The organism is Limnohabitans sp. 103DPR2 (assembly GCF_001412575.1).
In the GTDB taxonomy this organism is placed as follows: Bacteria; Pseudomonadota; Gammaproteobacteria; order Burkholderiales; family Burkholderiaceae_C; genus Limnohabitans_A.
In genome coordinates this window covers 2,610,215-2,636,989 of the sequence record NZ_CP011834.1, presented here as the reverse complement: position 1 = coordinate 2,636,989, position 26,775 = coordinate 2,610,215, and the positions used below count along the sequence as shown (strand labels likewise).

Sequence of the window (26,775 nt, the reverse complement as noted above, 5' to 3'; positions counted from 1 at the left end):
AATGCTCTACAAACGAAATCCCCAACTCAACAAAAACGGTGAACTGATTCACTTGCTGTCCACCGAAGGTTTGTCACGCGACATCCTGACGCACATCTTGGACACCGCCGCCAACTTCGTCAGCGTCAGCGACCGTGAAGTGAAGAAGGTGCCCTTGCTGCGCGGCAAGAGTGTCTTCAACTTGTTTTTTGAAAACAGTACACGTACCCGAACCACCTTTGAAATTGCGGCCACGCGTTTGTCGGCCGATGTGATCAATCTCGACATTGCACGCTCATCGGCATCCAAAGGCGAATCGCTGCTAGACACCATCGCCAACTTGTCGGCCATGGCGGCCGATATTTTTGTGGTGCGCCACTCCGAGTCGGGTGCACCTTACCTCATTGCTCAGCACGTGGCACCGCATGTGCACGTGGTCAATGCCGGTGACGGCCGGCACGCACACCCCACGCAGGGTTTGCTCGACATGTACACCATTCGCCACTACAAAAAAGATTTCACCAACCTCACGGTGGCCATTGTGGGCGACGTGTTGCATTCGCGCGTGGCCCGCTCCGACATTCATGCGTTGACCACTTTGGGCTGTGCTGAAGTACGCGTGGTGGGCCCGCAAACCTTGGTGCCATCCGACATGGCGCAAATGGGCGTGAAGGTGTTCCACAACTTGGAAGAAGGCATCAAAGACTGTGATGTGGTGATCACCTTGCGCTTGCAAAACGAGCGCATGAGCGGCGCCTTGTTGCCCTCCAGTCAAGAGTATTTCAAACGTTTTGGCCTGACGCCCGAAAAGTTGCAACTGGCCAAACCTGATGCCATCGTGATGCACCCTGGCCCAATCAACCGCGGTGTGGAAATTGACTCTGCGGTGGTGGACGGACCGCAAAGCGTGATCTTGCCGCAAGTGACCTTTGGCATCGCGGTACGCATGGCCGTGATGAGCATCGTGGCAGGCAACGAAGCCTAATTCGCAGAAGCAGAAGAAGAAAGACAACAAACCATGAAAATTTTGATCCAAGGCGGTCGCGTCATCGACCCTAGCAGCAAAACCGACACGGTGGCCGATGTCGCCATCTCGGCTGGCAAAATTGTGGCGATTGGCAACGTGCCCGCAGATTTTCAAGCGCAAAAAACCATCGATGCCAAAGGCCTCATCGTGATGCCAGGCTTGGTGGATCTGTCGGTGCGACTCAAAGAGCCTGGCCATGAACACGAAGGTATGCTCGACTCCGAATTGGCCGCTGCTGTTGCGGGGGGTGTGACCAGCTTGGTGTGCCCACCTGATACCGATCCAGTGCTCGACGAGCCAGGCCTGGTTGAAATGCTGCGCTTCAAAGCAGAGAAACACCACCGTGCACATGTGATGCCTTTGGGTGCACTCACACGCGGCTTAAAAGGCGAAGTGCTGACTGAAATGGTTCAGCTGACAGAAGCCGGTTGCGTAGGTTTCAGCCAAGCCGAAGTGGCTTTGGAGAACACACAAGTTCTTCAGCGCGCTCTGCAATACGCCAACTCCTTTGGCTACACCGTGTGGCTGCGTCCCCAAGAATTGCATTTGGGCAAAGGCGTGGCTGCAAGCGGCCCCTTGGCTACGCGCATGGGTTTGTCCGGCGTGCCTGTGGCCGCGGAGACCATTGCCTTGCACACCATTTTTGAATTGCTCAAAAGCATCAAAGCCCATGTGCACTTGTGCCGCATCAGCAGCGCTGCTGGCGTGGCATTGGTGCGCCAAGCCAAAGCGGAAGGCCTGCCCGTCACGTGCGATGTCAGCATCAATTCACTGCACCTGACCGACGCCGATGTGGGCTACTTCGACAGCCGTGCGCGCGTGTCGCCACCGCTGCGTCAACAACGCGATCGCGATGCGCTGCGCGAAGCCTTGGCCGACGGCACCATCGATGCCTTGGTGTCCGATCACAGCCCCGTCAGTGAAGATGAAAAAGCCCTGCCTTTTGCCGAAGCAGAACCGGGTGCCACGGGCCTCGAGTTGTTGCTCAGCCTGGCTTTGAAATGGTCACAAGACAGCAAAGTACCGCTGACCCGCGCCATTGCCACCGTCACCAGCGAAGCCGCACGTGTGCTGGGCAAAGACATCGGGCAACTGAAAGTGGGCGCACAAGCCGACGTTTGCATTTTGGATCCCGAAGCCAATTGGCAAGTGACCGCTGGCAATTTGCGCAGCCAAGGCAAGTTCACGCCTTTTGCGGCTTATGACTTGCCAGGGCGAGTGCAATACACCCTGGTGAGCGGACAAGTGGCCTATCACGCTTAACGATGCGTGCAGCCTTCAAATTGCTGCGTGGCATTTGGCACGTGTTGGTAGGGTGGGTGACCATTTATTTTCGGTTTCCACAACTGAGCCAGCAGCAACGTGATGCGCGCGTGCAAGTGTGGGCCATGCAGCTGTTGCGCATTTGGGGCATTGACCTAGAAGTACGCGGGCAGCCTGTTGTGTCGGGTCCTGCGCTCTTGGTTTGCAATCACATCTCTTGGCTCGATATCTTGGTGATCCATGCCACCCGGCACTGCCGTTTTGTGTCGAAATCGGAGTTGCGAGAATGGCCCGTGTTGGGCACCTTGGCCACTGGCGGTGGCACCTTGTACATTCAACGCGCGCAGCGCAAAGACGCCATGCGCATGGTCAAAGACATGGCGCAAGCTTTGCGCAATGGCGATGTGTTGGGCGTGTTTCCAGAAGGCACCACGGGCGACGGCATTGGCATGCTGCCTTTCCATGCCAACCTCATTCAGTCGGCCATTGAAGCGGATGCCCCCATTCAACCCATGGCTTTGCAGTTTGTAGATTCTGCTTCGGGTCAGATCAGCATGGCTGCGCGCTACATTGACGATGACACCTTGTTGGCGTCTGTGTGGTCAACCTTGAATGCGCAAGGCTTAAAGGCCATTGTCAATTTTGGCCAGATGCAGACAGCTCAAGATCGCGATCGCAGGGCTTGGGCGCAAGACCTGCACCAAGAGGTTTTGTCACTTAAAAATAAGTGTTTTGCGGCATGATTTTTGAGTTCCGACTAAGATGTTGACGGAGACAAAAAACATGATTTCAAAAAATAGACGGCAATTGCTTTTGGCCACGGCAGCATCAACTTTGGCACCATGGTCCAATGCGCAAAACATTTATCCCAACAAGACCATTCGCTATGTGGTGCCAGTGGCTGCAGGTGGCGGCGCCGACATGATTGGCCGCGCCACTTGTGAGCGTTTGACCAAAGTTTTGGGGCAAAGCATCATCATTGAAAACGTCTCTGGCGGCGGTGGTGCCATCGCGTGTCAAAACGTGGCCAAGAGCAACCCTGATGGCTACACCTTGTTACAGGCCTATGTGGCCACACACGGCACATCGCCCGCAACGCGTAAATTAAATTACGATGCCCTTAAAGACTTCACGCCCGTAGGCATGATTGGAACTGCACCCAATGTGTTGTGCGTCAATCCGGGCGTGCCTGCCAACGATGTCAAAACATTTGTGGAATACGTCCGCAAGCAGCCTGGCAAAATTGCCTATGGCTCTGCTGGCGCTGGTTCTTTAACGCACTTGGTGGGAGAGTTGTTCAAGCAGCAGACCGGCTTGTTCATGATCCACATTCCCTACAGAGGTGTTGCGCCTGCCAACGTCGATTTAATTTCTGGACAGACGCAAGCTTTATTTCCTAGCTTGGCAGGTGCGTTGCCACACATTCGAAGTGGCAGGATGCGTCCCTTGGCTGTGACGGGGCCCAAGCGCCATGAACTGCTCAAAGATGTGCCAACCTTTGAGGAGCTGGGTTACAAGGGCTTTGATGGGCAACAGTGGTATGGCATTGTCGGCCCTGCCGGCATGCCACAAAGCATTGTCAAAACACTCAGTGAGGCACTTGCCCAAGTCTTGGCGCAGCAAGACTTCAAGGACAAACTGTCGTCTGAAGCTGTTGCACTGATGCCTTTGTCACCAGATGCTTTTGCTGCTTACATGAAGGCCGACATTGAGCGTTGGACCAAGCTTGCACGCGACAGAAAAATTGAATTAGACAGCTGAAAATTGCAGACAAATGTCCAGACTCGACCCATTGCCCCCCGAAACCACACCTGCGCTAAAAAATTACTTTGATTTTTTTCTAGGCACTTTGGGTTTTACGCCGAACAGCGTTTTGACCATGCAACGCAAACCTAAACTGGTTCAAGCCTTTGCCCAGTTAAATGCTGCCGTGATGGACCCTGAAGGCGAAGTTGATTTGGGTTTTAGACGCCTCATTGGCCATGTTGCAAGTAAGGCTTCAGGTTGTTTATATTGCCAAGCGCACACCCTCTTAGGTGCTCACAACTTTGGTGTTTCTGAAGAAAAATTGGCAGATGTTTGGCAGTATTCAACCAGCCCCCTGTTCACAGAAAAAGAAAAGCTGGCACTTGATTTTGCTTTGGCTGCTGCTTCGCAGCCCAATGCCGTCACAAATGAACTTTTTGAGCACATGAAACAGCATTGGACAGATGGTCAGATTGTTGAGATTTTGGGTGTGGTGGCCATGTTTGGATTCCTCAACAGATGGAATGACAGCATGTCGACACCTTTAGAAGATGTGCCCAATGAGATTGCAGTCAAAACTGCGGGGCAAAGAACTTGGAATGCAGGCAAGCATTTAAGATAAATGATGCTTGGCGCCTCCGACAGGAATCGAACCTGTATCTAGCGCTTAGGAGGCACTCGTTCTATCCATTGAACTACGGCGGCGGAGGCTGAATTTTAGCCTTCAAATCCATCGACAAGGGCAATATGTCCTTCTGAATTGGCCTTCCGGTGCGGCAAGATGGCTTGGTATTCAGGACTGTTGTACCAAGTTTGGGCCGCTTCTCGACTTGCAAATTCAATCACAACGCGGCGATTGCCTTGCGCTGTGCCTTCGAGTTGTGTGCAGTCACCACCCCGAACTAAATATTTTCCGCCGTATTGGGCCAATGTGGCGGGCACATGCTGCGAGTACTTGGTGTAACCCTCTGGGTTGTGAACGGTCACTTGCCCAATGATGTATGCCTTGGCCATGGTGGCTCCTAAAAGAAAATTAAACTCAAAAATTACTTGCTCATCATGCGCATCGCATCTTCCAACCCTTTGAGGGTGAGCGGGAACATGCGGTTGCTCATGAGTTGTTGAATCACAGCAATGCTTTGGCGATATTGCCAAACGCCTTGCGGCTCGGGGTTGATCCACGCAAATTTGGGGAAGGTGTGCGTGAGGCGTTGCAACCATTCGGCGCCGGCTTCTTCGTTGTTGTATTCCACGCTGCCGCCGCGCTGCAAAATTTCGTAGGGGCTCATGGTGGCGTCGCCTACAAAGATCAGTTTGTAATCTTTGTTGTACTTGCGCAGGATGTCCCAGGTTGAGAACTTCTCGGCATAACGGCGCTTGTTGTTCTTCCACATGAAGTCGTACACACAGTTGTGGAAGTAATAAAACTCTAAGTGTTTGAACTCGGCCTTGGCCGCCGAGAACAATTCTTCCACGCGGGCAATGTGGTCGTCCATGGTGCCACCCACGTCCATCAACAACAACACCTTCACGTTGTTGTGACGCTCAGGAATCATTTTGATGTCTAGGTAGCCAGCATTGGCTGCCGTAGAGCGAATGGTGTCGGGCAAATCCAGCTCTTCCACAGAGCCTTCGCGCGCAAATTTGCGCAGTCGGCGCAAAGCTACCTTGATGTTGCGCGTGCCCAGTTCTTGGGTATCGTCGTAATCGCGGTAGGCGCGTTGTTCCCAGACCTTCACAGCACTGCGTTGTCCGCCTTTGCCGCCAATGCGAATGCCTTGGGGGTTTTGACCACCATTGCCAAAGGGCGAGGTGCCGCCTGTGCCAATCCATTTGTTGCCGCCTTCGTGGCGTTCTTTTTGTTCTTCGAGACGTTTTTTCAAGGTCTCCATCAACTCGTCCCAGCCCATCTTTTCAATGGCGGCTTTTTGTTCGGGCGTGAGTTCTTTTTCTAAGATTTTTTGCAACCATTCCAAGGGCACTTCCTTGGTGAAGTCGGTGAGCATCTCAACGCCTTTGAAGTAGGCGCCAAAGGCCTTGTCAAATTTGTCGTAGTGCTTCTCGTCCTTCACCATGATGGTGCGACTCAAGTGGTAGAAGTCGTCAATGCTGCAGGCGTCTGAAGCAGGGCCCACCACGTTGGCTTGCAATGCTTCTAAAACGTTGAGGTATTCGCGCACAGACACCGGCAATTTGGCGGCACGCAGGGTGTAGAAAAAATCGATCAGCATGCTTCAGGCCTCGCGCGAACGACTGAGTTGGTAATCCAAGTGCGCTTTCACTGAAGGCCACTCGGTGTTCAAGATGCTGTAGACGCAGGTGTCACGCAGGGCGCCTGCTGCATCGGGGTGATGGTTAATTTGATGGTTGCGCAAGACGCCATCCAACTTGGCGCCCAAGCGCTCAATGGCGCGGCGGCTTTGTTGGTTGAAGAAATGCGTTCTAAATTCAACCGCATTGCAGCGAAGATGCTCAAAGGCATGGGCCAACAGCAGGCGTTTGCATTCGGTGTTGACGGGTGAGCGTTGCACACTTTTGCGATACCACGTGGAGCCAATCTCAACACGCAGGTTGGCCGCATCGATGTGCATGTAGGTGGTCATGCCCACAGCCTTGCCGTTCACCATCACGGTGAAGGGCAGCAAGCTGCCTTCCTTGTGTAAATTCAAGCGCCGCGCAATTTCATCGGCCATTTTTTCTGGCGTGGGAATGAAGGTGTACCAATGGCGCCAAAGCTCGCCATCCTTCACGGCTTCGACCAAATCGTCATGGTGCGACGCGTTCAAAGGTACCAACTCAGCATGTTTGCCTTGGAGGTGAACCGTTTGCGTGAATGCGTTTGGTGTGCTCATCATTTGTCTTTCGATGAGCTGTTGCCTGAGGCATCGTTTGCTTCATCTGATCGCGAGGCCGCTTGATGCGCTTGCCATCGCCTGGCCAATTGCAAACCCAAGCCACCGCCCAAGCCCACCAACACAATGCCGCCAATGCTGTCGTTGCCGTAGCCTGCTGCAAAAATGTTCCAGCCAAGCAATTGCCCAGCCCAAAAGCCCAGCAGCGCCCCACCGACAAAGCCGACAGCGTCTGACAAACCTTCAGCGAGCAAATTGCGTGACATGTTTTAGCGGTTGCGTTGGTTCATGAACACCAGCTTTTCAAACAAGCTGACGTCTTGCTCGTTCTTCAGCAAGGCGCCCACCAGTGGCGGCACACTCACTTTTTGGTCGGCACTTTGCAAGGCTTCCAAAGGAATGTCTTCTGCCACCAACAGCTTGAGCCAGTCGAGCAACTCGCTGGTAGAAGGTTTCTTTTTGAGGCCAGGCAAACCGCGCACATCGTAGAAATTTTTCAATGCAACCGTGAGCAATTCTTTTTTCAAATTGGGGAAGTGCACATCCACAATTTGCTTCATGGTGTCGGCTTCAGGGAACTTGATGTAGTGGAAGAAGCAGCGGCGCAAGAAAGCGTCGGGCAATTCTTTTTCATTGTTGGAGGTGATGAATACCAAGGGACGTGTTTTGGCTTTGATCAGCTGACGTGTTTCGTAGCAATAAAACTCCATGCGATCGATTTCGCGCAGCAAGTCATTGGGGAACTCGATGTCGGCCTTGTCAATCTCGTCAATCAAAATGGCCACAGGCTCTTCAGACGTGAAGGCTTGCCAGAGCACACCCTTGATGATGTAGTTCTCGATGTTCTTGACTTTTTCATCGCCCAATTGGCTGTCACGCAAACGGCTCACGGCGTCGTACTCGTACAAGCCTTGTTGCGCTTTGGTCGTGGACTTGATGTGCCACTGAATGAGTTTCAATCCCAAGGCTTCAGACACTTCCTCGGCCAACATGGTTTTGCCCGTGCCGGGTTCGCCTTTGACAAGCAAAGGGCGCTTCAAGGTGATGGCCGCATTCACAGCCAATTTCAAATCTTGCGTGGCAACGTAGTTGTCGGTACCTTGGAATTTCATAATGAACTAGATGGAGTGGTTAAGCTTGTTTTGATTGTGCGCGAGAACACCCGCTTGAGGATGAGGGTTCACCGCTTGGAATGTCGCTTCAGTGACCGAAAATCAATCCTGGGTGGCGTGCCTTTGCACGCAGTCGATGTAAACCTGACCATCGGGCATGCGTCCCGATTTTTGGCTTTCGTAAATCATGCGGCCGAGGCACTCCATGGTGGCGTGATGCGCCTCGTGCAAGGAGTTCCTTTTGTGGGTGAGCAGTTCCACCGCCTGACGGATGCCCCGGGGCTGGTCAATGCTGCACTGCTCGCTGATGGACAGGTGCATGGACAGATGTAAAAACGGATTCTCTTTGGTGGGATCTACGTTCAACATGCTGGCCAAGGCGGCATCAACGTCCGCGAAGTCGGCGTGGTATTCGGGATGCTCGTCAATCCACTGGCTGGCCAGAATTTCAATGGGCTCTAGCGTGGCGCCTGAACGGGCTTTGGCATAGGTGCCACAGAAGAATCTGCGCACATCGGCTTGGGAGGGTTGTATCAGCATGCCAACATTGTCTCCGAAGGGCACTGCGGGCTCAGCTTAGGGGCAATTCCGACTTGAAATTAGCCCAAACATGCACTATATTGCATGATTCTTAAAAACCCCAGTCCAACTTCAAAGAGCCATCATGAGTTCCAACATCACCCAAGCCTTCATTTGTGACGCCATTCGCACGCCCTTCGGCCGTTATGGCGGCGCCTTGTCCAGTGTTCGCACCGATGACTTGGGTGCCATCCCCATTCGTGCCCTGATGGCACGCAACCCCCAAGTCGATTGGGCCGCTGTGACCGACGTGCTGTACGGCAACGCCAACCAAGCCGGCGAAGACAACCGCAATGTGGCGCACATGAGCAGTTTGTTGGCGGGTTTGCCCATTGAGGTGCCAGGTGCCACTTTGAACCGCTTGTGCGGTTCAGGCCTCGATGCCGTGGGTTCTGCCGCACGTGCTATCAAATCTGGCGAAGCCGGTTTGATGATTGCCGGCGGCGTGGAAAGCATGAGCCGCGCACCGTTTGTGATGCCCAAAGCAGAGTCTGCTTTCAGCCGCGCCAATGCGGTGTACGACACCACCATCGGCTGGCGCTTCATCAACAAATTGATGAAAGAAAAATATGGCGTGGACTCCATGCCCGAGACCGCCGAAAACGTGGCCACCGATTACAAGATTGAACGCGAAGCGCAAGACCGCATGGCCTTGGCCAGTCAAATGAAAGCGGTGGCCGCCCAAAAGGCTGGCCACTTGGCGCGTGAAATTACACCTGTCAGCATTCCTCAGAAAAAGGGCGATGCCATCGTCGTGGACACTGACGAGCATCCCCGCGAAACCAGCCTCGAATCCTTGGCCAAGCTCAAAGGCGTGGTGCGCCCTGATGGCACCGTGACAGCGGGCAATGCCAGTGGCGTCAATGATGGTTCTTGTGCCTTGTTGTTGGCCAACGAAACCATGGCGGGTAAGTACAGCCTGACACCCAAAGCCCGTGTGGTGGGCATGGCCACTGCTGGCGTGGCACCGCGCGTGATGGGCATTGGTCCCGCACCTGCCACCTTGAAAGTATTGGCGCAAACAGGTTTGACCCTGGATCAAATCGATGTCATTGAATTGAACGAAGCCTTCGCAGCGCAAGGCTTGGCCGTGCTTCGCATGTTGGGTTTGAAAGACGACGATGAGCGCGTGAACGCTTGGGGCGGCGCCATTGCCTTGGGTCACCCTTTGGGTGCCTCGGGTGCGCGTTTGGCCACAACCGCCGTGAACCGTTTGCATGCCACCGGTGGTCGCTATGCGCTGTGCACCATGTGCATTGGCGTGGGCCAGGGCATTGCCGTGATTCTGGAACGCGTCTAAGGATTTTCAAATGACAACAAGCCTCTCAACCCGTGCAGCGTGGTACGAAAAAAATGGTGAAGCCCGAGACGTCATGGTCGTGGGTTCACTGCCACTGAAAGCACCGGGCAGAGGTGAGGTGTGCGTGCGTTTGGCCACCTCGGGTGTCAATCCTTCCGATGTGAAGTCGCGCCGTGCGCGACCCTTGACCGACCCTTGGGTGGTGCCGCACAGCGATGGCGCTGGCACTATTGAAGCGGTGGGTGAGGGTGTGTCGAAGCAGCGTGTGGGTGAACGCGTTTGGATTTGGAATGCGCAGTGGCAACGCCCGCACGGTACGGCCTCTGAAGCCATCGTGGTGCCTGAAGCGCAAGCTGTGAAACTGCCCGACAACACCGATTTTGCAGCGGGTGCTTGCATGGGCATTCCAGGCTTAACGGCGGTTCAAGCCGTGCATTTGGCAGGCGACGAAAATTTGCGCGGCAAAAAAGTTTTGGTCACAGGCGCTTCGTCTGCGGTGGGGCATTACGTGACCCAACTCGTGACTCAATATGGTGGCCAGGTGATTGGCACGGTGGGCTCTGAAGTGAAAGCGGCGCATGCCAAATCAGCCGGTGCTGTTGAAACAATTTTTTACAAAACAGAGCCAGTGGTCGAGCGCTTGAAGGCCTTCAGCCAAGGACGAGGTGTTGATGTCATCATCGACATGGACTTTGCCACGGCATCTCAGTGGGTCACCACTGGTGGCTTGGCGCCCCATGGTGAATTGATCGGTTATGGCTCCAACGTGGTGGGCGATATTCCTTTGACCTTCCGTCCCTTGTTGTTCAATTCGATTGGCCTGAAATTTTTCTTGGTCTACGACTTGCTGCCTGCAGATCGCACATGGTGTGTCAATCGCCTGAATGAATTGCTGGTCAGAGGGCAGTTACAACACACCATTGGTGCCCGATTTACGTTGGACCAAATTGTGAAAGCGCATGAAGCCGTTGAAGCAGGTCAATTGGGCAATGTGGTGATTGATCTCTGAGACAAAGCTGGTTAGAGTGCGGGCTATGAAAACATTTCAAACCCTCCAAGAACTCGCGGCTTGTGTTGGCCAAACGGTGGCAGTGTCGCCATGGACCGAGATCACGCAAGAACAAGTCAACATGTTTGCCGAAGCCACAGGCGATCATCAGTGGATTCACATTGATGTGGAAAAAGCCAAGGCCGGCCCCTTTGGTGCGCCCATTGCCCACGGTTTTTTAACCCTGTCTTTAATTCCCAAGTTGTCTCAAAGCGCCATCAAAATTGAAGATGTGCGCATGGGTGTGAACTACGGTTTGAACAAAGTGCGCTTCACGTCCCCTGTGCCTGTGGGCAGCAAGGTGCGCGGTCACATGAAATTACTTGATGCTGTGGCCATTGATGGCAACGGCATGCAGTTCACATGGGAAATGAAGATTGAGCGTGAGGGCTCTGAGAAGCCCAGCTGCATTGCCGAGTCTTTGGCACGCTATTACGTTTGATGCAGGAAGTTAAACGCCAAGGCGTTTAACTTTGAAAGCCATTCTGGCGCCAAGCTTCGTAAGCCACCACGGCCACACTGTTGGACAAATTGAGACTGCGCTGGCCCTCGAGCATGGGCAGTTTCAGTCGGTTGGCAGGCGCAAAACTCTCGCGCAACTCGGGCGCTAAGCCCCGAGTTTCTGCGCCGAACACAAACCAATCGCCCGCATGAAATTGCGTGTCTTGCACAAAGCGCGTGCCCTTGGTGGTGAGCGCAAACATGCGCGCCGCATCGGGCTTTTCGGTGGCCAAAAAAGTGGCCCAGTCGGCATGGCGCTTGACCTGTGTGTACTCGTGATAGTCCAAGCCCGCGCGCCGCATGTGCTTGTCTTCCATCGAAAAACCCAAGGGCTCAATAAGGTGTAAGGCACAGCCCGTGTTGGCCGCCAAGCGAATGACGTTGCCTGTGTTGGGCGGGATTTCGGGCTCGACTAAAACAATGTGAAACATAAGTCGCTATTGTGCTTCGGAATTGGCGCAGCTTGAACAGGCGTTCACACTTCTGTACGCGCAAACACCAAAGCTTTCACCGATTGAACGCCTGCTTGCTTCAAGACTTGCGCTGCCGTGTTGAGACTGGCGCCGCTGGTCATGACATCGTCCACCAGCAGCACGTGTTGCCCTCTGAGGGACGCTGCGCGCAATGGCGATACAGCCAAAGCACCTGCCAAGTTGAGAAGTCGCTCAGACCTTTTAAGGCTGCTTTGCCGTGCTGTGTGCCTAAGCTTGAGCAAGGTCAAAGCTTGGGTTTTGTGCGGGTTCAAAGCTTTGGCCAAAAGCAAGGCCTGATTGAACCCGCGCTCGGCCAATCGCTGTGCAGACAAAGGCATAGGCAGGATGACATCGACTTGGTCTAAGACATCTTCAACCCCAGGGGCACTTTGCATCAGCAAGGCCAAAGCGCGGGCCCAAGCCGGATCGTTTTGAAATTTGAATTGCGCCACCAGTTGCGTCCACGGCCAAGCATAGGAAGTGGCGGCCCAACAGGCGTCTAGCGTGGGAGGGCATTGACGGCAGCTGGAACATTGCCGAGAGGCATGGTTGGGGCCGGTATGAACGGCATTCCAGAAAGCGACGGGAAGGGCCAAAGCGCATTGTGAGCAACGTCTTTGGGGCCGTCCAAATGCACTGACGCAGGCGTGGCAAATGGGGATGGCAGGCCAAGCTTTGCAAATTGCACATTGGCTGGGAAGGTTAATCACGAACCAATATACTTCTGGACATCGCTTGTGACCCTTGCACAGGCTTGCCTTGGGGCCTTCATTGCCCTGCATGGCGCAAATTTTCAAACGCTGCTGTCTGCTCTTTTTAACAATCACATGGCCCAAGAACGCCCCCCCAGCCTAGACCCCGTCGCCGCAAGTCGCTGGGCGATGCTGCCGTTGGCCAAAGGCAAGCAGGCGCGCACGCTCAGTTCGCCTTGGTTGCACGAAGAAGTGGCGCGCCGCATGGAAGAGCGTTTGGCCTTCATCACTTTGCAACCGCAGTCTTGGGTGTGTTGGGACCCCGTGCGGGCAGGCCTGAATGCCTTGGCGTTGCTCAAACAGCGTTATCCCAAGGCCAAGGGCTTTTTGAAAGCGCAACGGCCCAGCGAAGCTATGCAAGTGCAAGCGTTGGCACGAAAGCCCTGGTGGCATTTTGCTGCTTGGTTTGAATCACGTTTGGAAACCACCCAATTTGCAGACCACAGCATCGACATGGTGTGGGCCAACATGTTGTTGCACCAGGCCTCACAGCCAGAAGCTTTGCTGGCGCAGTGGCATCGTGCCTTGTCGGTCAATGGCTTTGTGATGTTTTCTTGTTTCGGTCCCGACACCCTGATCGAGTTGCGCGCGGCTTATGCGAAAGCGGGTTGGCCCATGCCCGCGCATGAATTCACCGACATGCACGATTGGGGTGACATGTTGGTTCATGCGGGCTTTGCCGAGCCCGTGATGGACATGGAAAAGATCACTTTGACTTATGCAAGCCCAGACAAATTGCTGGAAGATTTGCGCAGCATGGGCCGCAATTTTCACGTGGGCCGATTTGGCGGTTTGCGCGGCAAAGCTTGGTTGAAACAACTTCACTCAGTTTTGTTAAGCCTGGCCAAACCTGATGAAGACGGCCGCTTGGCACTGAGCTTTGAAGTGGTCTATGGCCATGCCCTTAAACCACAACCCCGATTGAAAGTGGCTTCCGAAAGTCAAATCGGTTTGGACGACATGCGCCAAATGCTCAAGCAACCGCGCGCACCGCATTAATCAGAATCCACCCCCACCATGACCGAAGTCGATCTGTACAACCTGAGTCCCACCGCACGTTTGCTGTGTGTGGGTTTTTTCATTGCCGTGGTGCCGCTGTTGTTGACCCTGTACAAAAACCGAGGTCGCAATGTAAATTCAAAAATGCGCGCCTTGGTGGTACTCACCTTGTTCCTCACCTTTGACCTGGTGATGTTTGGCTCGTTCACGCGCCTCACCGACTCTGGTTTGGGCTGCCCCGACTGGCCAGGGTGTTATGGCCATGCCAGCCCCATTGGTGCCGACGATCACATTGATGCGGCCGTGGCGGCCATGCCCACGGGCCCCGTGACGCACAACAAAGCGTGGATTGAAATGATCCATCGCTATTTGGCCATGTCGGTGGGATTTTTGATCTTGGTTTTGGCGGTGGTCAGCACCTGGCAAAAATTCAAAGGTCATGTGGCTGAAAAAGACGCTTGGCAGGTTCGCCCCTTCTGGGCTTGGTTAACTTTGGTGTGGGTGTGCATGCAAGGGGCCTTTGGTGCATTGACCGTCACCATGAAATTGTTCCCCGCCATCGTCACGCTGCACTTGTTGGGCGGTATGGGTTTGTTGGTGCTGCTGAGTGCGCAAGTGGCGTGGGTGCCTTCTGTGCAACGCGAAGTCATGTCGGCGCGCTTGCGCGCCATGGTGTGGCTGGCAGCCGTGTTGTTGATCATTCAAATTGCTTTGGGCGCTTGGGTCAGTACCAATTACGCTGTGTTGGCTTGCACCGGTTTCCCAGATTGCAATGGCCAATGGTGGCCCGCTTGGAACGGTGCTGCATTTCAAATTTGGCGTCATCTAGGTGTTGACGCTGCAGGTCAGAATTTGCCTTTTGAAGCCTTGCAGTCGGTGCACATGGTGCACCGCGTGATGGCCTTGGTCGTGTTCACTTACGGCGCATTCATGCTGTGGTCTTTCCAGCGCAATGGTGTTTTGAAAGATTTGTCGCGCTGGCTTGGTGCTTTGCTGGCGCTGCAATTTTTGACAGGCTTGTCCAATGTGGTGTTGGATTGGCCTTTGTTGGCAGCCGTAGCGCACACGGGTGGTGCGGGTGCTTTGATGATGGTGTTGACTTGGATGCTCAGCCGCACGCGGGCCCCTGGTCGTTGATGGAGAGTTACAAGATGAGCATGATGACCAAACTATTGACAAGCCTTGCTTTGGTTCTAAGCTTGGGTGCTTGCAATGAGCAAAAAATGTCCTTCCATGGCGTTGACATCACAGGTGCAGACTACGCCAAAGAGTTGAACCTCACCGATCAGAATGGTCAAGCACGCACTCTTAAAGATTTTGCCGGCAAGGTTGTGGTGGTCTTCTTTGGCTACACACAATGCCCGGATGTGTGTCCCACCACCATGCAAGAGCTGAGCGATGTGAAACGTTTGCTGGGTGCTGATGGTGATAAGTTGCAAGCCGTGTTTGTCACGGTCGATCCAGAGCGTGACACCACCGAATTGCTCAAGGCCTATGTTGAAAACTTTGACCCTAGCTTTGTGGCGCTCAGGCCCACGCCAGAGCAATTGCCAGCCATTGCCAAAGAATTCAAGATTTACTTCAAACGGGTAGAAGGCAAAACACCCACCAGCTACACCATGGACCACTCTGCGGGGAGCTATGCGTTTGACACGCAAGGCCGTGTTCGCTTGTTCAACCGTTATGGCTCTGGCGCCAAGGTGTTGGCCGAAGATTTCAAGTGGTTGCTTAAATAAAAAAGAGGGCCTAGGCCCTCTTTTTTTAACCTGCTGATTGCAGCTGTTTAAGCTTCAGCGTATTCCGTCAAAGCTGCCTTCATCTTCTTCATGGCCGCCACTTCAATTTGGCGAATGCGCTCGGCACTCACGCCAAACTCATCGGCCAAGTCGTGCAGTGTCATGCCACCTGAGCCATCGTCGTTCACTTTGAGCCAACGCTCTTCCACAATTCTGCGGCTGCGTTCGTCAAGGGACGCCAAAGCAGTGGCAATGCCATCGCTGGCCATCATGTCGCGCTGGTGCGCTTCAATCATGGCGGTGGGTTCGTGGTGTGCATCGGCCAAGTAAGCGATGGGACCGTAGGCCACTTCGCCATCATCTGATGGTGCGGGGTCGAGCAGCACATCGCCGCCTGACATGCGTGTTTCCATTTCCATCACTTCTTCGCGTTTGACATTCAGGTCTTTGGCCATGCTGTCAATTTGCGCAGAGGTGAGGGTGTCGCGGTGCGTGCCTGTGGCTTCATCGGCTTCGGCTTTGAGGCCTTGCTTCATGGAGCGCAAGTTGAAAAACAATTTGCGCTGTGCCTTGGTGGTGGCCACCTTGACCATGCGCCAGTTCTTCAAGATGTACTCGTGAATTTCAGCCTTGATCCAGTGCATGGCGTAGCTCACCAAGCGCACGCCCTGATCGGGGTCGAAACGTTTGACGGCTTTCATCAAACCGATGTTGCCTTCTTGAATCAGGTCGGCATGGGGTAGGCCGTAGCCCAAGTACTGACGTGCCACAGAAACCACCACGCGCAGGTGCGAGAGCACCAACTTACTGGCGGCTTCGATGTCGTTTTCGTTTTTCAGTTTGCGCGCAAACTCTTGCTCCTGCTCGGGGGTGAGCATAGGCATGCGGTTGACCGCAGAGATGTACGCATCAAGGTGCCCCAATGAAGGCACGACGGCCCATGGGTTCTTCAGGGCCAGTGCTGTGTCGGGGGATCCAGTCAGGTGTGTCATTCCAGAACTCCTATCCATAATAGACCGGATTTTAGCACTCTCTTGCGAAGAGTGCTAAATATATAACTTATTGATTTTATTGATATTTATCAATAGACCGGAGGAGAAATGAGGTCTTGTATGGCCTCAAGGGGAATCAGGGCGCCGCGATGCTGAATGACCCTTGCGGCCACTTTGTTGCCAAATTCTGCCGATAAAAGGGCGCTTTCTCCAATGAGGCGGCGGCTCAAAAAGCCTGCGGCAAATGAATCCCCAGCAGCGGTGGTGTCGATCACGCGTTCAACCCGTTCGGTGGCGATGCTTTGCCAAGGGGCGTCTGGCGTCTCACGAACCAAGGTGCTGTCTGCGCCGCGCTTGATCACCAACTCTGGCACTTCGAGTGCCTGTGCATGGCGCAAGGCATCGTCTAAATTGACATGACCAAAGACCGCTTGGTGGTCGTCCAAGGTGAGCATGGCGGTATGGCAAACGTTCAACGCTTCAAGGTAAACCTGCTGGGCCACTTGCAGGCTGGGCCAAAGCTTAGGCCTGAAGTTGTTGTCAAACACCACACGACAGCCTAAAGCGCGAACTTTTTGCAGCATGCTGAAAAGCCGCTTGCGAGAAGCATCGTCCAGAATGGCCAACGAGATGCCACTGAAGTAAATGCAGTCATAGTTGAGCGCGTTTTTTTCCAAGTCAGTTTCGGGTGCTTGAAAGTAAGCGCGAGCGGCGCTGCTTTCTCGCCAAAAGTGAAAACTGCGTTCACCATGGTCGTCCGTTTCAATCAGGTACATGCCTGGCAACTTGCCGTCAATTGATTGAATGGCATTGAGGTTGAGGCCCAAGGCTGTCCATGCCTTCTTCAGTTGTTGGCTGAGCGGATCAACACCTAAGCCTGTGGCATAACTGACTTCAATGGCTTTGGAGGATGCGCAGCGGCGTAAGTAGACCGACGTGTTGAAGGTGTCGCCGCCATAAGACAACACGCAAGGTCCAAAGCCATTGGCTTGAACTTCCAACATGCATTCGCCAATGGCGATGAATTGAAGGGGTTTGCGCACTTCCATCTTTCAGCCGTCACTCGCCGTGGGGTGCGACTTTGACAAAGGCTCCGCCTTGGTACAAAGCGGCCTTGTCATGTCGATCGATGTGTGGCTGTCTTGCTTCCACTTCGTGCCTGAACACATCGGATGAATCCAGCGGACGGTAACCAATGTGTTTGGCATGGGTGTTGTCCCACCAAGAGGTTTGGTTGTCGGACATGCCAAAGATGATGGTGTGGCCCACGATGGGGGCCGTGAGCGCCGCTACGACCAAACGCTCCAGGTCGTCAAAGCTGATCCATGTGGACAACATGCGGCGGTCTTTGGGGGCGGGGAGTGCAGAGCCAATTCGGATGCTGACGGTTTCGATGCCCCACCGGGCCCAATACATTTCGGCCAAGTCTTCGCCAAAGGCTTTGGACAAGCCATAAAAACCATCGGGCTTGGGTGGCATCTTGGTGTCAATGACTTCGTCTTGCTGGTAAAAGCCTGTGACGTGGTTGGAGCTGGCAAAGACAATGCGCTTTGTACCTTGAAGACGTGCGGCTTCGTACAAGTTCACCATGCCCACAATGTTGCTGGCCAAAATGGGTTCCCAGGCTTGCTCGGTGGAGATGCCGCCTAAATGCACAACAGCATCAACGCCTGTGAGCAAGCTTTGCATGTCGGATGCATTGGCCAGATTGGTGATTTGCACTTCTTCGCCAAGTTGCGCCGCGCCCAGATTTTTTTGATCGCTGACACGCAGTACATCGCAATAAGCTTTGAGGCGTGGCCGCATTTCTTGGCCCAATTGCCCCGCGGCACCTGTCAGCAACAATCTTGGAAAAGTGAGTGGGGAAGCTTTGGGCTTGAGCATGATGACGTTTTTGAAATGGAAGTGATCAGTCTTTGAAGCTTTGCGCCAAGGCAGTCGCACTGTCACGCAGCACGTTTTGATCGGCGCCCACCGCGACAAACATGCAGCCTTGCGCCACATAATGTTGAGCCAAGGTCACATCACCCGTGAGGATACCAGCCGCTTTGCCGCAGGATTTGATGCGTGCAATGGCTTGGTCAATCACCTTCAACACGTCAGGGTGCTTTGGGTTGCCCAAATGGCCCAAGGCTGCGGACAAGTCACCGGGGCCAATGAAGACACCATCGACACCTTCTACGTTGGCAATGTCTTCTAAGTTGTCCAAACCTTGCAGTGTTTCGACTTGCAGCAACAAGCAGAGTTCATTGCCATTGAGCTTGGCGTAATCTTTCACGCGGCCGTAGTTGCTGGCGCGTGGCGCGCCTGCATAACCGCGAACACCCTGCGGTGGATAGCGCGTGTAAGAGACCGCATCGCGCGCTTCTTGCGCGGTTTGAATGTAGGGTACCAGCAAGTTTTGAACGCCGATGTCGAGCAGGCGTTTGAAGGTCACCATGTCGTTCCAAGGGGGGCGCACGATGGGCGTGGCTGTGCCGCCTTTCATGGCTTGCAGTTGCGCCAAAATTTCGCTGAGGTCGTTGGGCGAATGTTCCATGTCCAGCAGCAGCCAGTCGTAGCCGCAATGGGCCAAGATTTCAATGCTGATAGGGCTGCACAAATGTGACCACAGGCCAATTTGTTTTTGACCGTTTTGAATGGCGTGCTTGAAGTTGTTGTGAATGCTTTGCATGGTGTGGACTGTTGAGAGTTTGCAAAAATGATTTATCGAACCATGGCTGGCATTTTGGGATTGAAGGTCCAGCCGGGAATGAGGTATTGCATGGCCATGGCATCGTTGCGCGCGCCCAAGCCGTGCTGCAAATAAAGTTGATGAGCCGCCTCCACAGCATCCATGTTGAGCTTGACGCCCAAGCCCGGCGCTGTGGGCACATCAATCATCCCGCCTTTAATTTGCAGCGGCTCTTGTGTGAGGTACTGGCCATCTTGCCAAATCCAATGCGTGTCAATGGCGGTCACTTTGCCGGGTGCGGCCGCCGCGCAGTGCGTGAACATGGCCAATGACACATCAAAGTGGTTGTTGGAATGCGAGCCCCATGTGAGGTCGTACATTTGACACAACTGCGCCACACGCACCGAGCCTTGTAGGGTCCAGAAGTGGGGGTCGGCCAAGGGGATGTCAACAGACTGCAATTGAATGCTGTGTGCCATTTCGCGCCAGTCGGTGGCCACCATGTTGGTGGCCGTGGGCAAGCCTGTGGCGCGTTTGAATTCGGCCATCACTTCGCGACCTGAGAACACACCTTCGGCACCGCAAGGATCTTCGGCATAGGCCATGGTGTTGCGATGATCGCGCAGCAAACGGATGGCGTCTTTGAGCAACCACCCCCCGTTGGGGTCGAGCGTGATGCGCGCATCGGGGAAGGTTTCATGCAAGGCCACAATGGCTTGGACTTCTTCTTCAGCGCGAATCGCGCCTCCTTTGAGTTTGAAGTCTTGAAAGCCATAACGATCTTGTGCAGCTTGTGCCAAACGCACAATGGCCTCTGGCGTCAGGGCAGCTTCGTGGCGCAGGCGTTGCCAGTCGTTGTTGGCATCGGGCTCGCTGTTGTAGGGCAGGTCGGTTTTGTGGCGATCGGCAATGTAGAACAAATAGCCCAAAACTTGAACTTGCGAGCGTTGCTGGCCTTCGCCTAGCAAAGCGGCCACAGGCACCCCTAAATGTTGGCCTAGCAAATCTAGCAAGGCGCTTTCAATGGCTGTGACAGCGTGGATGGCGACCCGCAAGTCAAAGGTTTGGTTGCCGCGGCCACCGGCATCGCGGTCTGCAAATTTTTGTTGAAGGTTGTTGAGTAAGTTTTTGGCATTGCCAATGCTTTGGCCTTCTACCCAAGGGCGAGCGTCTTCAAGTGTTTTGCGAATCTTTTCTCCGCCTGGCACTTCGCCAATGCCAGTGTTACCGCTGGAGTCTGTCAGTATCAGGATGTTGCGTGTGAAGAAAGGTCCGTGGGCGCCACTGAGATTCAACAACATGCTGTCTCGACCCGCCACGGGGATGACGCGTAACTGGGTGATGGTGGGTGTGAGTTTGGCGTGTGTCATGGTGCAAAAAATTCCACTTTAAGTCATCGTACAACTTGCATCGTTGATTCGAAATCGGCAAAACCCTGAATGGGGCAGATGTTCAGTTTGACAGTCGCGCACTTTTCTTCAAGCGATCGCGGCTGTTAGACAAATGTGTACGCATGGCGGCGCGGGCTGCTTCTGGGTCTTGCGCCGCAATAGCGTTGAAAATGCTATCGTGCTCTTGATGCACACGTCGCAAGTAGGCCAGACGATTGGCGTCTACGGGCAAAGTATTTTGCAACCTACCGCGTGGAATGGCACCTGTTCCAAGGGAGTGCATCAGGTCTTGAAAATGTTTGTTGTGCGTAGCGTGCGCAATTTCTTGGTGAAATCTGAAATCGGCCTGGACAGCATCACGGCCCGCTTCAATGGCATTGGCAAATGCCTCCATGGCATCTTGCATTGCTGCCAAATTTTCAGCATTTCGCCTCTGAGCGGCCAAAGCAGAAGCCTCTGTTTCAATGCTGATACGGAACTCTAGCAAGGCAATCACTTCATGCAAAGTGCCAAGTTGATGTGGGCTAATTTGAAATGCTGGCGCGCTGTTTTGTGGCAAGACAAATGTACCAATGCCGTGACGGGTTTCAACCAACTGTGCGGCTTGAAGCTTGGACAAGGCTTCACGCACCACTGTTCGGCTGACGCCAAACTGCTTCATGATTTCTGCCTCACTGGGTAATTTTTCGCCTGCTTGAAGGCGACCCATTCGCATGTCTGCTGTGAGTTTGTCAACCAGATCTAGGCCAAGGCTGCGTGCTTTGCGAGGCTCTTCTAAGGTGGCGATTGTGAAGGTCATCGGGTAAGTACGGAGTCTAATTAGCGTGAAGGATTACATAATTCTACTTGTACGACAAGTTAATATTTACCCTGTGACCACCACGCTGCATCCCACCATTGCCATGCACCCCGCCGATAACGTTGCCATTGTTGTCACAGCGGGTGGTTTGAAGGCGGGCGATCAGGTTCAAAAGGGCCTGAGTACCGATGCGTTGGTATTGCTGAATGCCATACCCCAAGGTCACAAAGTTGCCTTGGTCGATATTGCGGCGGGTCAAGCTGTGCTGCGATACAACGTCAATGTGGGTATCGCCAAAGTCGACATTCCTGCTGGCAGCTGGGTGCACGAGCGTTTGCTTGACATGCCTGCTGCAAGAGACTTCCAAAATTTGCCCATGGCCTCAGCGCCGCAGCCTTCCTTAGAGCCATTAACGGGATACACCTTCGAGGGCTTTCGCAATGCAGACGGCTCTGTGGGGACACGCAACATCTTGGCCGTCACCACCACCGTGCAGTGTGTGGCAGGTGTGGTGTCCCTGGCCGTGCAAAAAATCAAAGAAGAATTGTTGCCTTTGTACCCCAACGTCGAAGACGTGGTGGGCATTGAGCACACCTACGGTTGCGGTGTGGCCATCGATGCACCAGATGCAGTGATCCCTATTCGCACTTTGCGCAACATCAGCCTCAATCCCAATTTTGGCAATGAAGTGTTTGTCATCAGCCTGGGTTGTGAAAAGTTACCACCACAGCGCCTTTTGCCTCCAGGCAGTTTTCCGCTGGTTGATGAGCGCACTAAATCAGATGGGCCCGATACCATTTGCCTCCAAGATGATCAACACGTTGGCTTCATGTCGATGTTGCAACACATCACAGAGGGCGCCAAGCCACACTTAGAACGCCTCAATGCCCGACGCCGTGAAACCGTACCCGCCAGCGAATTGGTGGTGGGTGTGCAATGCGGCGGCAGTGATGCCTTTTCGGGCGTGACCGCCAACCCCATCGTCGGCTTTGCTGCTGATTTGTTGGTGCGAGCAGGTGCCACCATCATGTTCAGCGAAAACACTGAGGTACGCGATGCGGTAGAGCAGTTGACTTCGCGAGCCAAAACAACAGAAGTGGCACAAAGCATTGTGCGAGAACTCGATTGGTACGACCGCTATCTAGAGCGTGGCCAAGCCGATCGCAGCGCCAACACAACGCCTGGCAACAAAGCGGGCGGCTTGTCCAACATTGTTGAAAAAGCCATGGGCTCGATTGTGAAGAGTGGCAGCTTGCCCATTCAGCATGTTTTGTCACCTGGCGAGAAGCTCAAACCTCATCAAAAGGGCTTGGTCTTTGCGGCAACGCCTGCCAGTGATTTCATTTGCGGAACGCTTCAGTTGGCGGCGGGTATGAACGTCCATGTGTTCACCACCGGACGCGGTACGCCATATGGCTTGCAGGCTTGCCCTGTGGTCAAAGTTGCCACACGCACAGACTTGGCCAAGCGCTGGCACGACCTCATGGATTTAAATGCGGGCCGTGTGGCCGATGGCGACATCAGCATTGAAGAGGGCGGCTGGGAGCTGTTCAAGCTACTGCTCGATGTGGCCAGTGGTCGCAAAACATGGGCCGAGCATTGGAAGTTGCACAACGCCTTGGTGCTCTTCAATCCAGCCCCCATTACCTAATTCAGAAGGAGACGACAATGAAAAAATTATTGACAGGGTTGATGACTGCTTTGTGTGTCACAGGCGCGATGGCCTGGCCCGATAAAACAGTTTCTTTGGTGGTACCTTTCCCGCCTGGTGGGTCCACCGACTTGATAGCGCGGACCTTGGCGCCGAAGCTGCAAGAAAAGCTAGGCGGTAACTTCATCATCGACAACAAAGCGGGTGCAACGGGCACCATTGGCGCAGGTTTTGTCACACGGGCGGCACCCGATGGTCACACTTTGTTTGTGTCATCTTTAGGACCTTTTGTCATTGCGCCGCATTTGCTAGCCAAGGTGCCTTATGACGCGCTGAAAGATTTTGACTACATCACCATTGCGGTTCAGGCGCCCAATGTCTTGGTGGTACCGGCCAGTTCTCCGCACAAATCGATGGCCGATGTGATTGCCTTTCACAAGGCCAATCCTAACAAGTTCACCTTGGCCTCTTCGGGCAATGGCAGTAGCGATCACCTCACGGCAGAGTTGTTTTGGCAGCAAACAGGCACCACGGGCATTCATGTGCCCTACAAAGGCGGTGGCCCCGTCATGACCGATTTGTTGGGGGCGCAAGTGGATGGCTCTTTTATGAACATCAATACTGCTATGCCGCAAATATTGGCTGGCAAACTGCGCGCACTGTCTATTACCAGTGCCAAACGTTCACCTTTGTTGCCAGCAGTGCCTTCTTTGGAAGAGTTGGGCATTAAAGAGGCCAATGTGTATTCATGGCAGGCCATTGCGGCACCCAAAGGCATTCCAGCCGATGTCAAAGCCAAGTTGTACGCAGCCATTGTGGCGGGATTAAATGATCCTGCTGTGAAACCTAAATTGTTAGAGTTGGGATTTGAGATTGTGGCAAACACGCCTGAGCAGTTCACCGCGTATCAGGCCTCTGAATTTGCGCGTTGGGCCAAGTTGATTCAATCACGCAATATCAAAGCGGATTGACATCAGTTGTTTAGAAAAATAGAAAGGCCAAGTTCATAATGACCCGCAGTCAATCTCCAGAAAAGTTGTTTGTCATGATTAAAAATTCTTGGGTTGCATTAGCCTCTGCGGCGGCAATGCTGCTTAGCGGAATGGCCATTGCACAACCCGCTGCCAATTTCCCCTCCAAACCCATCAAAATTGTGGTCCCCTTTCCTGCAGGCGGTACCTCCGATGTGTTGGCCCGAATCTTTGGTCAAAAAATCACAGAAAACTGGGGGCAGCCTGTGGTGGTTGAGAACCGTCCCGGTGCCAGCGGCAACTTGGGCGCAGACCAAGTTGCCAAGTCTGCACCCGATGGTTACACCTTGGTCTTGATGGATGTGGGTAACTTGGTGATCAGTCCAGCCTTGTTCAAATTGCCTTTCAATGTCATCAACGATTTTGCGCCAGTGGCCATGGTGGCTTACTCACCACACTTGTTGGCAGTGAGCACCAAAGTGCCTGCCAATACACCTGCTGAGTTGGTGGCCTATGCCAAAGCGCAAAAAGGCAAACTGAATTACGCCGTGGCAGCGGGCATGGGCAGTGCGTCGCATTTGGCAGGTGTGATGTACGCACAGCGCAATGGCATTGAGTGGGGCTATGTACCTTATAAAGGCGGCGCCCAAGCCATCACCGATTTGGTCGGTGGCCAAGTGGATGTGATGTTCAATGGCATGGTGGCAACTTACCCGCATGTCAAAGCCGGCAAGATCAAACTGATTGCGGTGTCGGGTCTCACGCGCAACGCACAAATGCCAGACACCCCCACGGTGGCTGAATCGTTGCCGGGTTTCTTAACCGGTAGCTTTCAGGGCTTGTTGGCGCCCGCTGGTACCCCCAAGCCCATCATCGACAAGCTGCATGCAGAAATTAAGCGCATTGCTGCTTTGCCCGATGTCAAAGAACGCTTGGTGACTTTGGGAGCTGAGCCCTCCGGAATGACGCCCGAGCAATTTGCGCAGTGGGTGAAAACAGAAATTCCAGCCATGGCCAAAATTGTGAAAGATGAGAAGATCACAGTTGAATAAACCAGCAACTGCTTTCTAAGCATTCATGAAAAAAGCCTTTGCTAGAAATTGCAAAGGCTTTTTTCTTGCAACTTGTGAATCAAAAAGCAGGACCGAGGGTTTTGGAGAGCTTTTTGAAAGACCGCATTTTTGCTATATTTCCATACATTGCTGTATTGAATTTTGAGGACCTTTCATGCTGAAGAAAGTAAGTATTTTTTTAGGATTGGTTCTTGCAGCATTGGTGCTTGCGGTAGGGGGGCTCTACGCCAAAGGCGGTTCAGCCGAAGTCTTGTTGTGGGTGGTCAAAATCTTTTTGCGCCATGAGGACGCCCCCAACAGAGAAGTGAAGTGGGCCGTCCCAACTGCACCGACTGCAATTGCTGGCAATCCTCAAGCCGGTTCCGAAAGAAAACCACCCAACATCATTTTGATTGTGGCCGACGACTTGGGCTACAACGACATCACTCTGAACGGTGGCGGCTTGGCCAAAGGCACAGTGCCTACACCCCATATCAACAGCTTGGCGCAGCAAGGCGCCAATTTTGAAACCAGCTATTCGGGCAATGCCACCTGTGCCCCATCGCGTGCCGCCATGATGACGGGTCGCTATCCCACACGCTTTGGCTTTGAGTTCACGCCTACGCCCAAACAGTTTATGAAAGTGATTGGGCATTACAAAGGCCCCAATCAACTCTACGATGCCATCTACCATGCAGAGCGCGAAAAAGATCTGATCCCTTACGAAACCATGGGTCTGCCGCGTTCCGAAATCACGATGGCCAAGATGCTCAAAGGGCAAGGCTATCGAACTTTGCATGTGGGCAAATGGCATTTGGGCGATGCCACCGAATTTAGATCGCACGTGCATGGCTTTGATGAGGCATTGTCCTTCCAACATGCCAGCTCACTTTACTTGCCTGAGAACGATCCCAATGTGGTGAATTCAAAGCAAGAATTTGACATCATCGACCGCTTTCAATGGGCCGCCGGCAGCTTTGGCATGCACTTCAATGGCGGTGAAGCTTTCAAGCCCAAGCGCTATGTCACCGATTACTTAACCGACGAAGCCGAAAAAGCCATTGAAGCCAATCGCAATCAACCCTTCTTCCTTTACTTGGCATACACCGCACCGCACACGCCTTTGCAAGCCACCAAAGAAGATTACGAAGCCTTGTCACACATTGAGGATCACACGCTGCGTGTGTATGCCGCCATGGTTCGCAACCTGGACCGAAACATTGGCCGGGTTCTTCAATCACTCAAAGACAAAGGTCTTGACGACAACACCTTGGTCATTTTCACAAGTGACAACGGCGGCGCGCATTACGTAGGATTAGATGGATTGAACAAGCCATACCGCGGTTGGAAGGCCACCTTCTTTGAGGGCGGTATTCGCGTGCCCTTGTTCATGAAGTGGCCTGCCGGAATTCCCAAAGGCGTTAAGCCACAACTGCCTGTGAACCACATGGACATTTTCACAACCGTTGCGGCAGCGACAGGTGCAAAGTTACCGGCAGATCGTCCCATCGATGGCATCAATTTGTTGCCGCAGCTGAGCAAGCCTACCGACAAAGGACCCGACCGTACGCTGTTCTGGCGAACAGACACTTACCGAGTGATTCGAAAGGGTGACTGGAAACTGCAAGTAGCGCAGAACCCCCGCAAGGATTGGTTGTTCAACATGGTCGTCGATCCCACCGAGAAAAATAACCTGGCCGACAAAGAGCCAGACCGAGTGGCCAGCATGAAGAAGGAACTTGAAGCCTTCAATGCCACGCAAGTGAAGCCCAGCTGGCCCTCCATGGCGGAAGCAGCCATTGCCATCGATAAAAACCTGCGCGAAAAAATGGTGCCAGGCGACGAGTACGTGTACTACGGCAACTGACCGCAACTGGC

General features: G+C 53.7%; 29 protein-coding genes and 1 tRNA gene. 15 read left to right on the top strand and 15 right to left on the bottom strand.

Annotated elements, in window-relative coordinates; genetic code table 11:
- Nucleotide 1: 1 nt before the first annotated feature.
- The 5 genes from L103DPR2_RS12720 to L103DPR2_RS12700 all read left to right on the top strand — a co-directional run bounded on the left by L103DPR2_RS12720 (nt 2) and on the right by L103DPR2_RS12700 (nt 4,637).
- Nucleotides 2-964, top strand: a complete 963-nt coding sequence (locus tag L103DPR2_RS12720) for an aspartate carbamoyltransferase catalytic subunit (RefSeq protein WP_055361408.1) — start codon at nt 2-4, stop codon at nt 962-964.
- A gap of 33 nt (nt 965-997) precedes the next feature.
- On the top strand, nt 998-2,269 hold the full coding sequence (locus tag L103DPR2_RS12715) for a dihydroorotase (RefSeq protein WP_055361407.1): 1,272 nt from the start codon (nt 998-1,000) through the stop codon (nt 2,267-2,269).
- 2 nt (nt 2,270-2,271) lie between these two features.
- On the top strand, nt 2,272-3,012 hold the full coding sequence (locus L103DPR2_RS12710; RefSeq protein ID WP_055361406.1) for a lysophospholipid acyltransferase family protein: 741 nt from the start codon (nt 2,272-2,274) through the stop codon (nt 3,010-3,012).
- 40 nt (nt 3,013-3,052) lie between these two features.
- Nucleotides 3,053-4,030: a Bug family tripartite tricarboxylate transporter substrate binding protein gene (locus L103DPR2_RS12705; protein ID WP_055362047.1), complete on the top strand. Its 978-nt coding sequence runs from the start codon at nt 3,053-3,055 to the stop codon at nt 4,028-4,030.
- Nucleotides 4,031-4,148: 118 nt separating this feature from the next.
- Nucleotides 4,149-4,637, top strand: a complete 489-nt coding sequence (locus tag L103DPR2_RS12700; RefSeq protein WP_231717643.1) for a carboxymuconolactone decarboxylase family protein — start codon at nt 4,149-4,151, stop codon at nt 4,635-4,637.
- Nucleotides 4,638-4,645: 8 nt separating this feature from the next.
- On the opposite strand, the gene L103DPR2_RS12695 is transcribed toward L103DPR2_RS12700, so the two are convergent.
- From L103DPR2_RS12695 to L103DPR2_RS12665, 7 genes are all read right to left on the bottom strand, one after another.
- A tRNA-Arg gene (locus L103DPR2_RS12695) sits at nt 4,646-4,720 on the bottom strand.
- Between the two features lie 12 nt (nt 4,721-4,732).
- Nucleotides 4,733-5,029 carry a DUF1330 domain-containing protein gene (locus tag L103DPR2_RS12690; RefSeq protein ID WP_055361404.1) on the bottom strand — a complete coding sequence of 99 codons (297 nt, stop codon included), beginning with the start codon at nt 5,027-5,029 and terminating at the stop codon, nt 4,733-4,735.
- A 32-nt stretch (nt 5,030-5,061) separates the two neighbouring features.
- Entirely contained in the window at nt 5,062-6,246 is a 1,185-nt protein-coding gene (locus L103DPR2_RS12685) for a vWA domain-containing protein (RefSeq protein ID WP_055361403.1), read from the bottom strand.
- Nucleotides 6,247-6,249: 3 nt separating this feature from the next.
- Nucleotides 6,250-6,867 (bottom strand): GNAT family N-acetyltransferase, encoded by a 618-nt coding sequence (locus L103DPR2_RS12680; RefSeq protein ID WP_055362046.1) that lies wholly within the window; start codon nt 6,865-6,867, stop codon nt 6,250-6,252.
- On the bottom strand, nt 6,867-7,133 hold the full coding sequence (locus L103DPR2_RS12675) for a hypothetical protein (RefSeq protein WP_055361402.1): 267 nt from the start codon (nt 7,131-7,133) through the stop codon (nt 6,867-6,869). The genes L103DPR2_RS12680 and L103DPR2_RS12675 overlap by 1 nt, the downstream gene beginning before the upstream one ends.
- Before the next feature lie 3 nt (nt 7,134-7,136).
- Nucleotides 7,137-7,979 (bottom strand): AAA family ATPase, encoded by an 843-nt coding sequence (locus L103DPR2_RS12670; protein WP_055361401.1) that lies wholly within the window; start codon nt 7,977-7,979, stop codon nt 7,137-7,139.
- Nucleotides 7,980-8,081: 102 nt separating this feature from the next.
- Nucleotides 8,082-8,516 carry a DUF1841 family protein gene (locus tag L103DPR2_RS12665; RefSeq protein WP_197274953.1) on the bottom strand — a complete coding sequence of 145 codons (435 nt, stop codon included), beginning with the start codon at nt 8,514-8,516 and terminating at the stop codon, nt 8,082-8,084.
- Nucleotides 8,517-8,655: 139 nt separating this feature from the next.
- On the opposite strand from L103DPR2_RS12665, the gene pcaF reads away from it, so the two are divergent.
- The 3 genes from pcaF to L103DPR2_RS12650 are packed head-to-tail and all read left to right on the top strand — an operon-like array spanning nt 8,656 to nt 11,348.
- Nucleotides 8,656-9,858 carry a 3-oxoadipyl-CoA thiolase gene (pcaF, locus tag L103DPR2_RS12660; protein ID WP_055362044.1) on the top strand — a complete coding sequence of 401 codons (1,203 nt, stop codon included), beginning with the start codon at nt 8,656-8,658 and terminating at the stop codon, nt 9,856-9,858.
- Nucleotides 9,859-9,868: 10 nt separating this feature from the next.
- Entirely contained in the window at nt 9,869-10,867 is a 999-nt protein-coding gene (locus tag L103DPR2_RS12655) for an NADPH:quinone reductase (RefSeq protein WP_055361400.1), read from the top strand.
- 25 nt (nt 10,868-10,892) lie between these two features.
- Nucleotides 10,893-11,348 carry a MaoC family dehydratase gene (locus tag L103DPR2_RS12650; RefSeq protein WP_055361399.1) on the top strand — a complete coding sequence of 152 codons (456 nt, stop codon included), beginning with the start codon at nt 10,893-10,895 and terminating at the stop codon, nt 11,346-11,348.
- A 25-nt stretch (nt 11,349-11,373) separates the two neighbouring features.
- Here L103DPR2_RS12650 and trmL read toward each other — a convergent pair whose 3' ends face one another.
- Together trmL and L103DPR2_RS12640 are read right to left on the bottom strand one after the other, a co-directional pair.
- On the bottom strand, nt 11,374-11,838 hold the full coding sequence (gene trmL / locus L103DPR2_RS12645; RefSeq protein WP_055361398.1) for a tRNA (uridine(34)/cytosine(34)/5-carboxymethylaminomethyluridine(34)-2'-O)-methyltransferase TrmL: 465 nt from the start codon (nt 11,836-11,838) through the stop codon (nt 11,374-11,376).
- A 44-nt stretch (nt 11,839-11,882) separates the two neighbouring features.
- Nucleotides 11,883-12,476 carry a ComF family protein gene (locus tag L103DPR2_RS12640; protein ID WP_335337951.1) on the bottom strand — a complete coding sequence of 198 codons (594 nt, stop codon included), beginning with the start codon at nt 12,474-12,476 and terminating at the stop codon, nt 11,883-11,885.
- Nucleotides 12,477-12,707: 231 nt separating this feature from the next.
- On the opposite strand from L103DPR2_RS12640, the gene L103DPR2_RS12635 reads away from it, so the two are divergent.
- The 3 genes from L103DPR2_RS12635 to L103DPR2_RS12625 are packed head-to-tail and all read left to right on the top strand — an operon-like array spanning nt 12,708 to nt 15,367.
- Nucleotides 12,708-13,631, top strand: a complete 924-nt coding sequence (locus L103DPR2_RS12635; RefSeq protein ID WP_055361397.1) for a class I SAM-dependent methyltransferase — start codon at nt 12,708-12,710, stop codon at nt 13,629-13,631.
- Nucleotides 13,632-13,649: 18 nt separating this feature from the next.
- Nucleotides 13,650-14,768 (top strand): COX15/CtaA family protein, encoded by a 1,119-nt coding sequence (locus L103DPR2_RS12630; RefSeq protein WP_055361396.1) that lies wholly within the window; start codon nt 13,650-13,652, stop codon nt 14,766-14,768.
- 20 nt (nt 14,769-14,788) lie between these two features.
- Nucleotides 14,789-15,367: an SCO family protein gene (locus L103DPR2_RS12625; protein WP_082466907.1), complete on the top strand. Its 579-nt coding sequence runs from the start codon at nt 14,789-14,791 to the stop codon at nt 15,365-15,367.
- Between the two features lie 47 nt (nt 15,368-15,414).
- On the opposite strand, the gene rpoH is transcribed toward L103DPR2_RS12625, so the two are convergent.
- The 6 genes from rpoH to L103DPR2_RS12595 all read right to left on the bottom strand — a co-directional run bounded on the left by rpoH (nt 15,415) and on the right by L103DPR2_RS12595 (nt 21,223).
- Nucleotides 15,415-16,359, bottom strand: a complete 945-nt coding sequence (gene rpoH, locus L103DPR2_RS12620; protein ID WP_055361395.1) for an RNA polymerase sigma factor RpoH — start codon at nt 16,357-16,359, stop codon at nt 15,415-15,417.
- 89 nt (nt 16,360-16,448) lie between these two features.
- The gene (locus L103DPR2_RS12615) at nt 16,449-17,402 is read right to left on the bottom strand and encodes a sugar kinase (protein WP_231717642.1); all 954 of its coding nucleotides are present in this window, start codon (nt 17,400-17,402) and stop codon (nt 16,449-16,451) included.
- A 16-nt stretch (nt 17,403-17,418) separates the two neighbouring features.
- The gene (locus L103DPR2_RS12610; RefSeq protein WP_055361393.1) at nt 17,419-18,243 is read right to left on the bottom strand and encodes an NAD-dependent epimerase/dehydratase family protein; all 825 of its coding nucleotides are present in this window, start codon (nt 18,241-18,243) and stop codon (nt 17,419-17,421) included.
- 25 nt (nt 18,244-18,268) lie between these two features.
- Nucleotides 18,269-19,033, bottom strand: coding sequence for an HpcH/HpaI aldolase family protein (locus L103DPR2_RS12605; RefSeq protein WP_055361392.1), 765 nt, complete (start codon nt 19,031-19,033; stop codon nt 18,269-18,271).
- Nucleotides 19,034-19,065: 32 nt separating this feature from the next.
- Nucleotides 19,066-20,403: an enolase C-terminal domain-like protein gene (locus tag L103DPR2_RS12600; protein WP_055361391.1), complete on the bottom strand. Its 1,338-nt coding sequence runs from the start codon at nt 20,401-20,403 to the stop codon at nt 19,066-19,068.
- An 82-nt stretch (nt 20,404-20,485) separates the two neighbouring features.
- Nucleotides 20,486-21,223, bottom strand: a complete 738-nt coding sequence (locus tag L103DPR2_RS12595; RefSeq protein WP_055361390.1) for a FadR/GntR family transcriptional regulator — start codon at nt 21,221-21,223, stop codon at nt 20,486-20,488.
- Nucleotides 21,224-21,326: 103 nt separating this feature from the next.
- Here L103DPR2_RS12595 and garD point away from each other — a divergent pair, with 103 nt between their 5' ends.
- From garD to L103DPR2_RS12575, 4 genes are all read left to right on the top strand, one after another.
- Nucleotides 21,327-22,874 (top strand): galactarate dehydratase, encoded by a 1,548-nt coding sequence (gene garD / locus L103DPR2_RS12590; protein ID WP_055362041.1) that lies wholly within the window; start codon nt 21,327-21,329, stop codon nt 22,872-22,874.
- 17 nt (nt 22,875-22,891) lie between these two features.
- A complete protein-coding gene (locus L103DPR2_RS12585) occupies nt 22,892-23,845 on the top strand; it encodes a Bug family tripartite tricarboxylate transporter substrate binding protein (RefSeq protein ID WP_055361389.1) in 954 nt (317 codons plus the stop codon).
- A gap of 74 nt (nt 23,846-23,919) precedes the next feature.
- Complete coding sequence (locus tag L103DPR2_RS12580) at nt 23,920-24,897, top strand: Bug family tripartite tricarboxylate transporter substrate binding protein (protein ID WP_082466906.1); 978 nt, start codon at nt 23,920-23,922, stop codon at nt 24,895-24,897.
- 175 nt (nt 24,898-25,072) lie between these two features.
- Nucleotides 25,073-26,764, top strand: coding sequence for a sulfatase-like hydrolase/transferase (locus L103DPR2_RS12575; protein ID WP_055361388.1), 1,692 nt, complete (start codon nt 25,073-25,075; stop codon nt 26,762-26,764).
- Nucleotides 26,765-26,775 lie beyond the last annotated feature (11 nt).

Coding starts and splice junctions, on each gene's coding strand:
- L103DPR2_RS12610 (WP_055361393.1), bottom strand. CDS start 18,243: ATGCTCAAGCCCAAAGCTTCCCCACTCACTTTTCCAAGATTGTTGCTG.
- L103DPR2_RS12675 (WP_055361402.1), bottom strand. CDS start 7,133: ATGTCACGCAATTTGCTCGCTGAAGGTTTGTCAGACGCTGTCGGCTTT.
- rpoH (WP_055361395.1), bottom strand. CDS start 16,359: ATGACACACCTGACTGGATCCCCCGACACAGCACTGGCCCTGAAGAAC.
- garD (WP_055362041.1), top strand. CDS start 21,327: ATGCACCCCGCCGATAACGTTGCCATTGTTGTCACAGCGGGTGGTTTG.
- L103DPR2_RS12690 (WP_055361404.1), bottom strand. CDS start 5,029: ATGGCCAAGGCATACATCATTGGGCAAGTGACCGTTCACAACCCAGAG.
- L103DPR2_RS12680 (WP_055362046.1), bottom strand. CDS start 6,867: ATGAGCACACCAAACGCATTCACGCAAACGGTTCACCTCCAAGGCAAA.
- L103DPR2_RS12670 (WP_055361401.1), bottom strand. CDS start 7,979: ATGAAATTCCAAGGTACCGACAACTACGTTGCCACGCAAGATTTGAAA.
- L103DPR2_RS12635 (WP_055361397.1), top strand. CDS start 12,708: ATGGCCCAAGAACGCCCCCCCAGCCTAGACCCCGTCGCCGCAAGTCGC.
- L103DPR2_RS12705 (WP_055362047.1), top strand. CDS start 3,053: ATGATTTCAAAAAATAGACGGCAATTGCTTTTGGCCACGGCAGCATCA.
- L103DPR2_RS12605 (WP_055361392.1), bottom strand. CDS start 19,033: ATGCAAAGCATTCACAACAACTTCAAGCACGCCATTCAAAACGGTCAA.
- L103DPR2_RS12630 (WP_055361396.1), top strand. CDS start 13,650: ATGACCGAAGTCGATCTGTACAACCTGAGTCCCACCGCACGTTTGCTG.
- L103DPR2_RS12575 (WP_055361388.1), top strand. CDS start 25,073: ATGCTGAAGAAAGTAAGTATTTTTTTAGGATTGGTTCTTGCAGCATTG.
- L103DPR2_RS12685 (WP_055361403.1), bottom strand. CDS start 6,246: ATGCTGATCGATTTTTTCTACACCCTGCGTGCCGCCAAATTGCCGGTG.
- L103DPR2_RS12650 (WP_055361399.1), top strand. CDS start 10,893: ATGAAAACATTTCAAACCCTCCAAGAACTCGCGGCTTGTGTTGGCCAA.
- L103DPR2_RS12595 (WP_055361390.1), bottom strand. CDS start 21,223: ATGACCTTCACAATCGCCACCTTAGAAGAGCCTCGCAAAGCACGCAGC.
- L103DPR2_RS12585 (WP_055361389.1), top strand. CDS start 22,892: ATGAAAAAATTATTGACAGGGTTGATGACTGCTTTGTGTGTCACAGGC.
- L103DPR2_RS12720 (WP_055361408.1), top strand. CDS start 2: ATGCTCTACAAACGAAATCCCCAACTCAACAAAAACGGTGAACTGATT.
- trmL (WP_055361398.1), bottom strand. CDS start 11,838: ATGTTTCACATTGTTTTAGTCGAGCCCGAAATCCCGCCCAACACAGGC.
- L103DPR2_RS12655 (WP_055361400.1), top strand. CDS start 9,869: ATGACAACAAGCCTCTCAACCCGTGCAGCGTGGTACGAAAAAAATGGT.
- L103DPR2_RS12715 (WP_055361407.1), top strand. CDS start 998: ATGAAAATTTTGATCCAAGGCGGTCGCGTCATCGACCCTAGCAGCAAA.
- L103DPR2_RS12580 (WP_082466906.1), top strand. CDS start 23,920: ATGATTAAAAATTCTTGGGTTGCATTAGCCTCTGCGGCGGCAATGCTG.
- L103DPR2_RS12625 (WP_082466907.1), top strand. CDS start 14,789: ATGATGACCAAACTATTGACAAGCCTTGCTTTGGTTCTAAGCTTGGGT.
- L103DPR2_RS12700 (WP_231717643.1), top strand. CDS start 4,149: ATGCAACGCAAACCTAAACTGGTTCAAGCCTTTGCCCAGTTAAATGCT.
- L103DPR2_RS12710 (WP_055361406.1), top strand. CDS start 2,272: ATGCGTGCAGCCTTCAAATTGCTGCGTGGCATTTGGCACGTGTTGGTA.
- L103DPR2_RS12600 (WP_055361391.1), bottom strand. CDS start 20,403: ATGACACACGCCAAACTCACACCCACCATCACCCAGTTACGCGTCATC.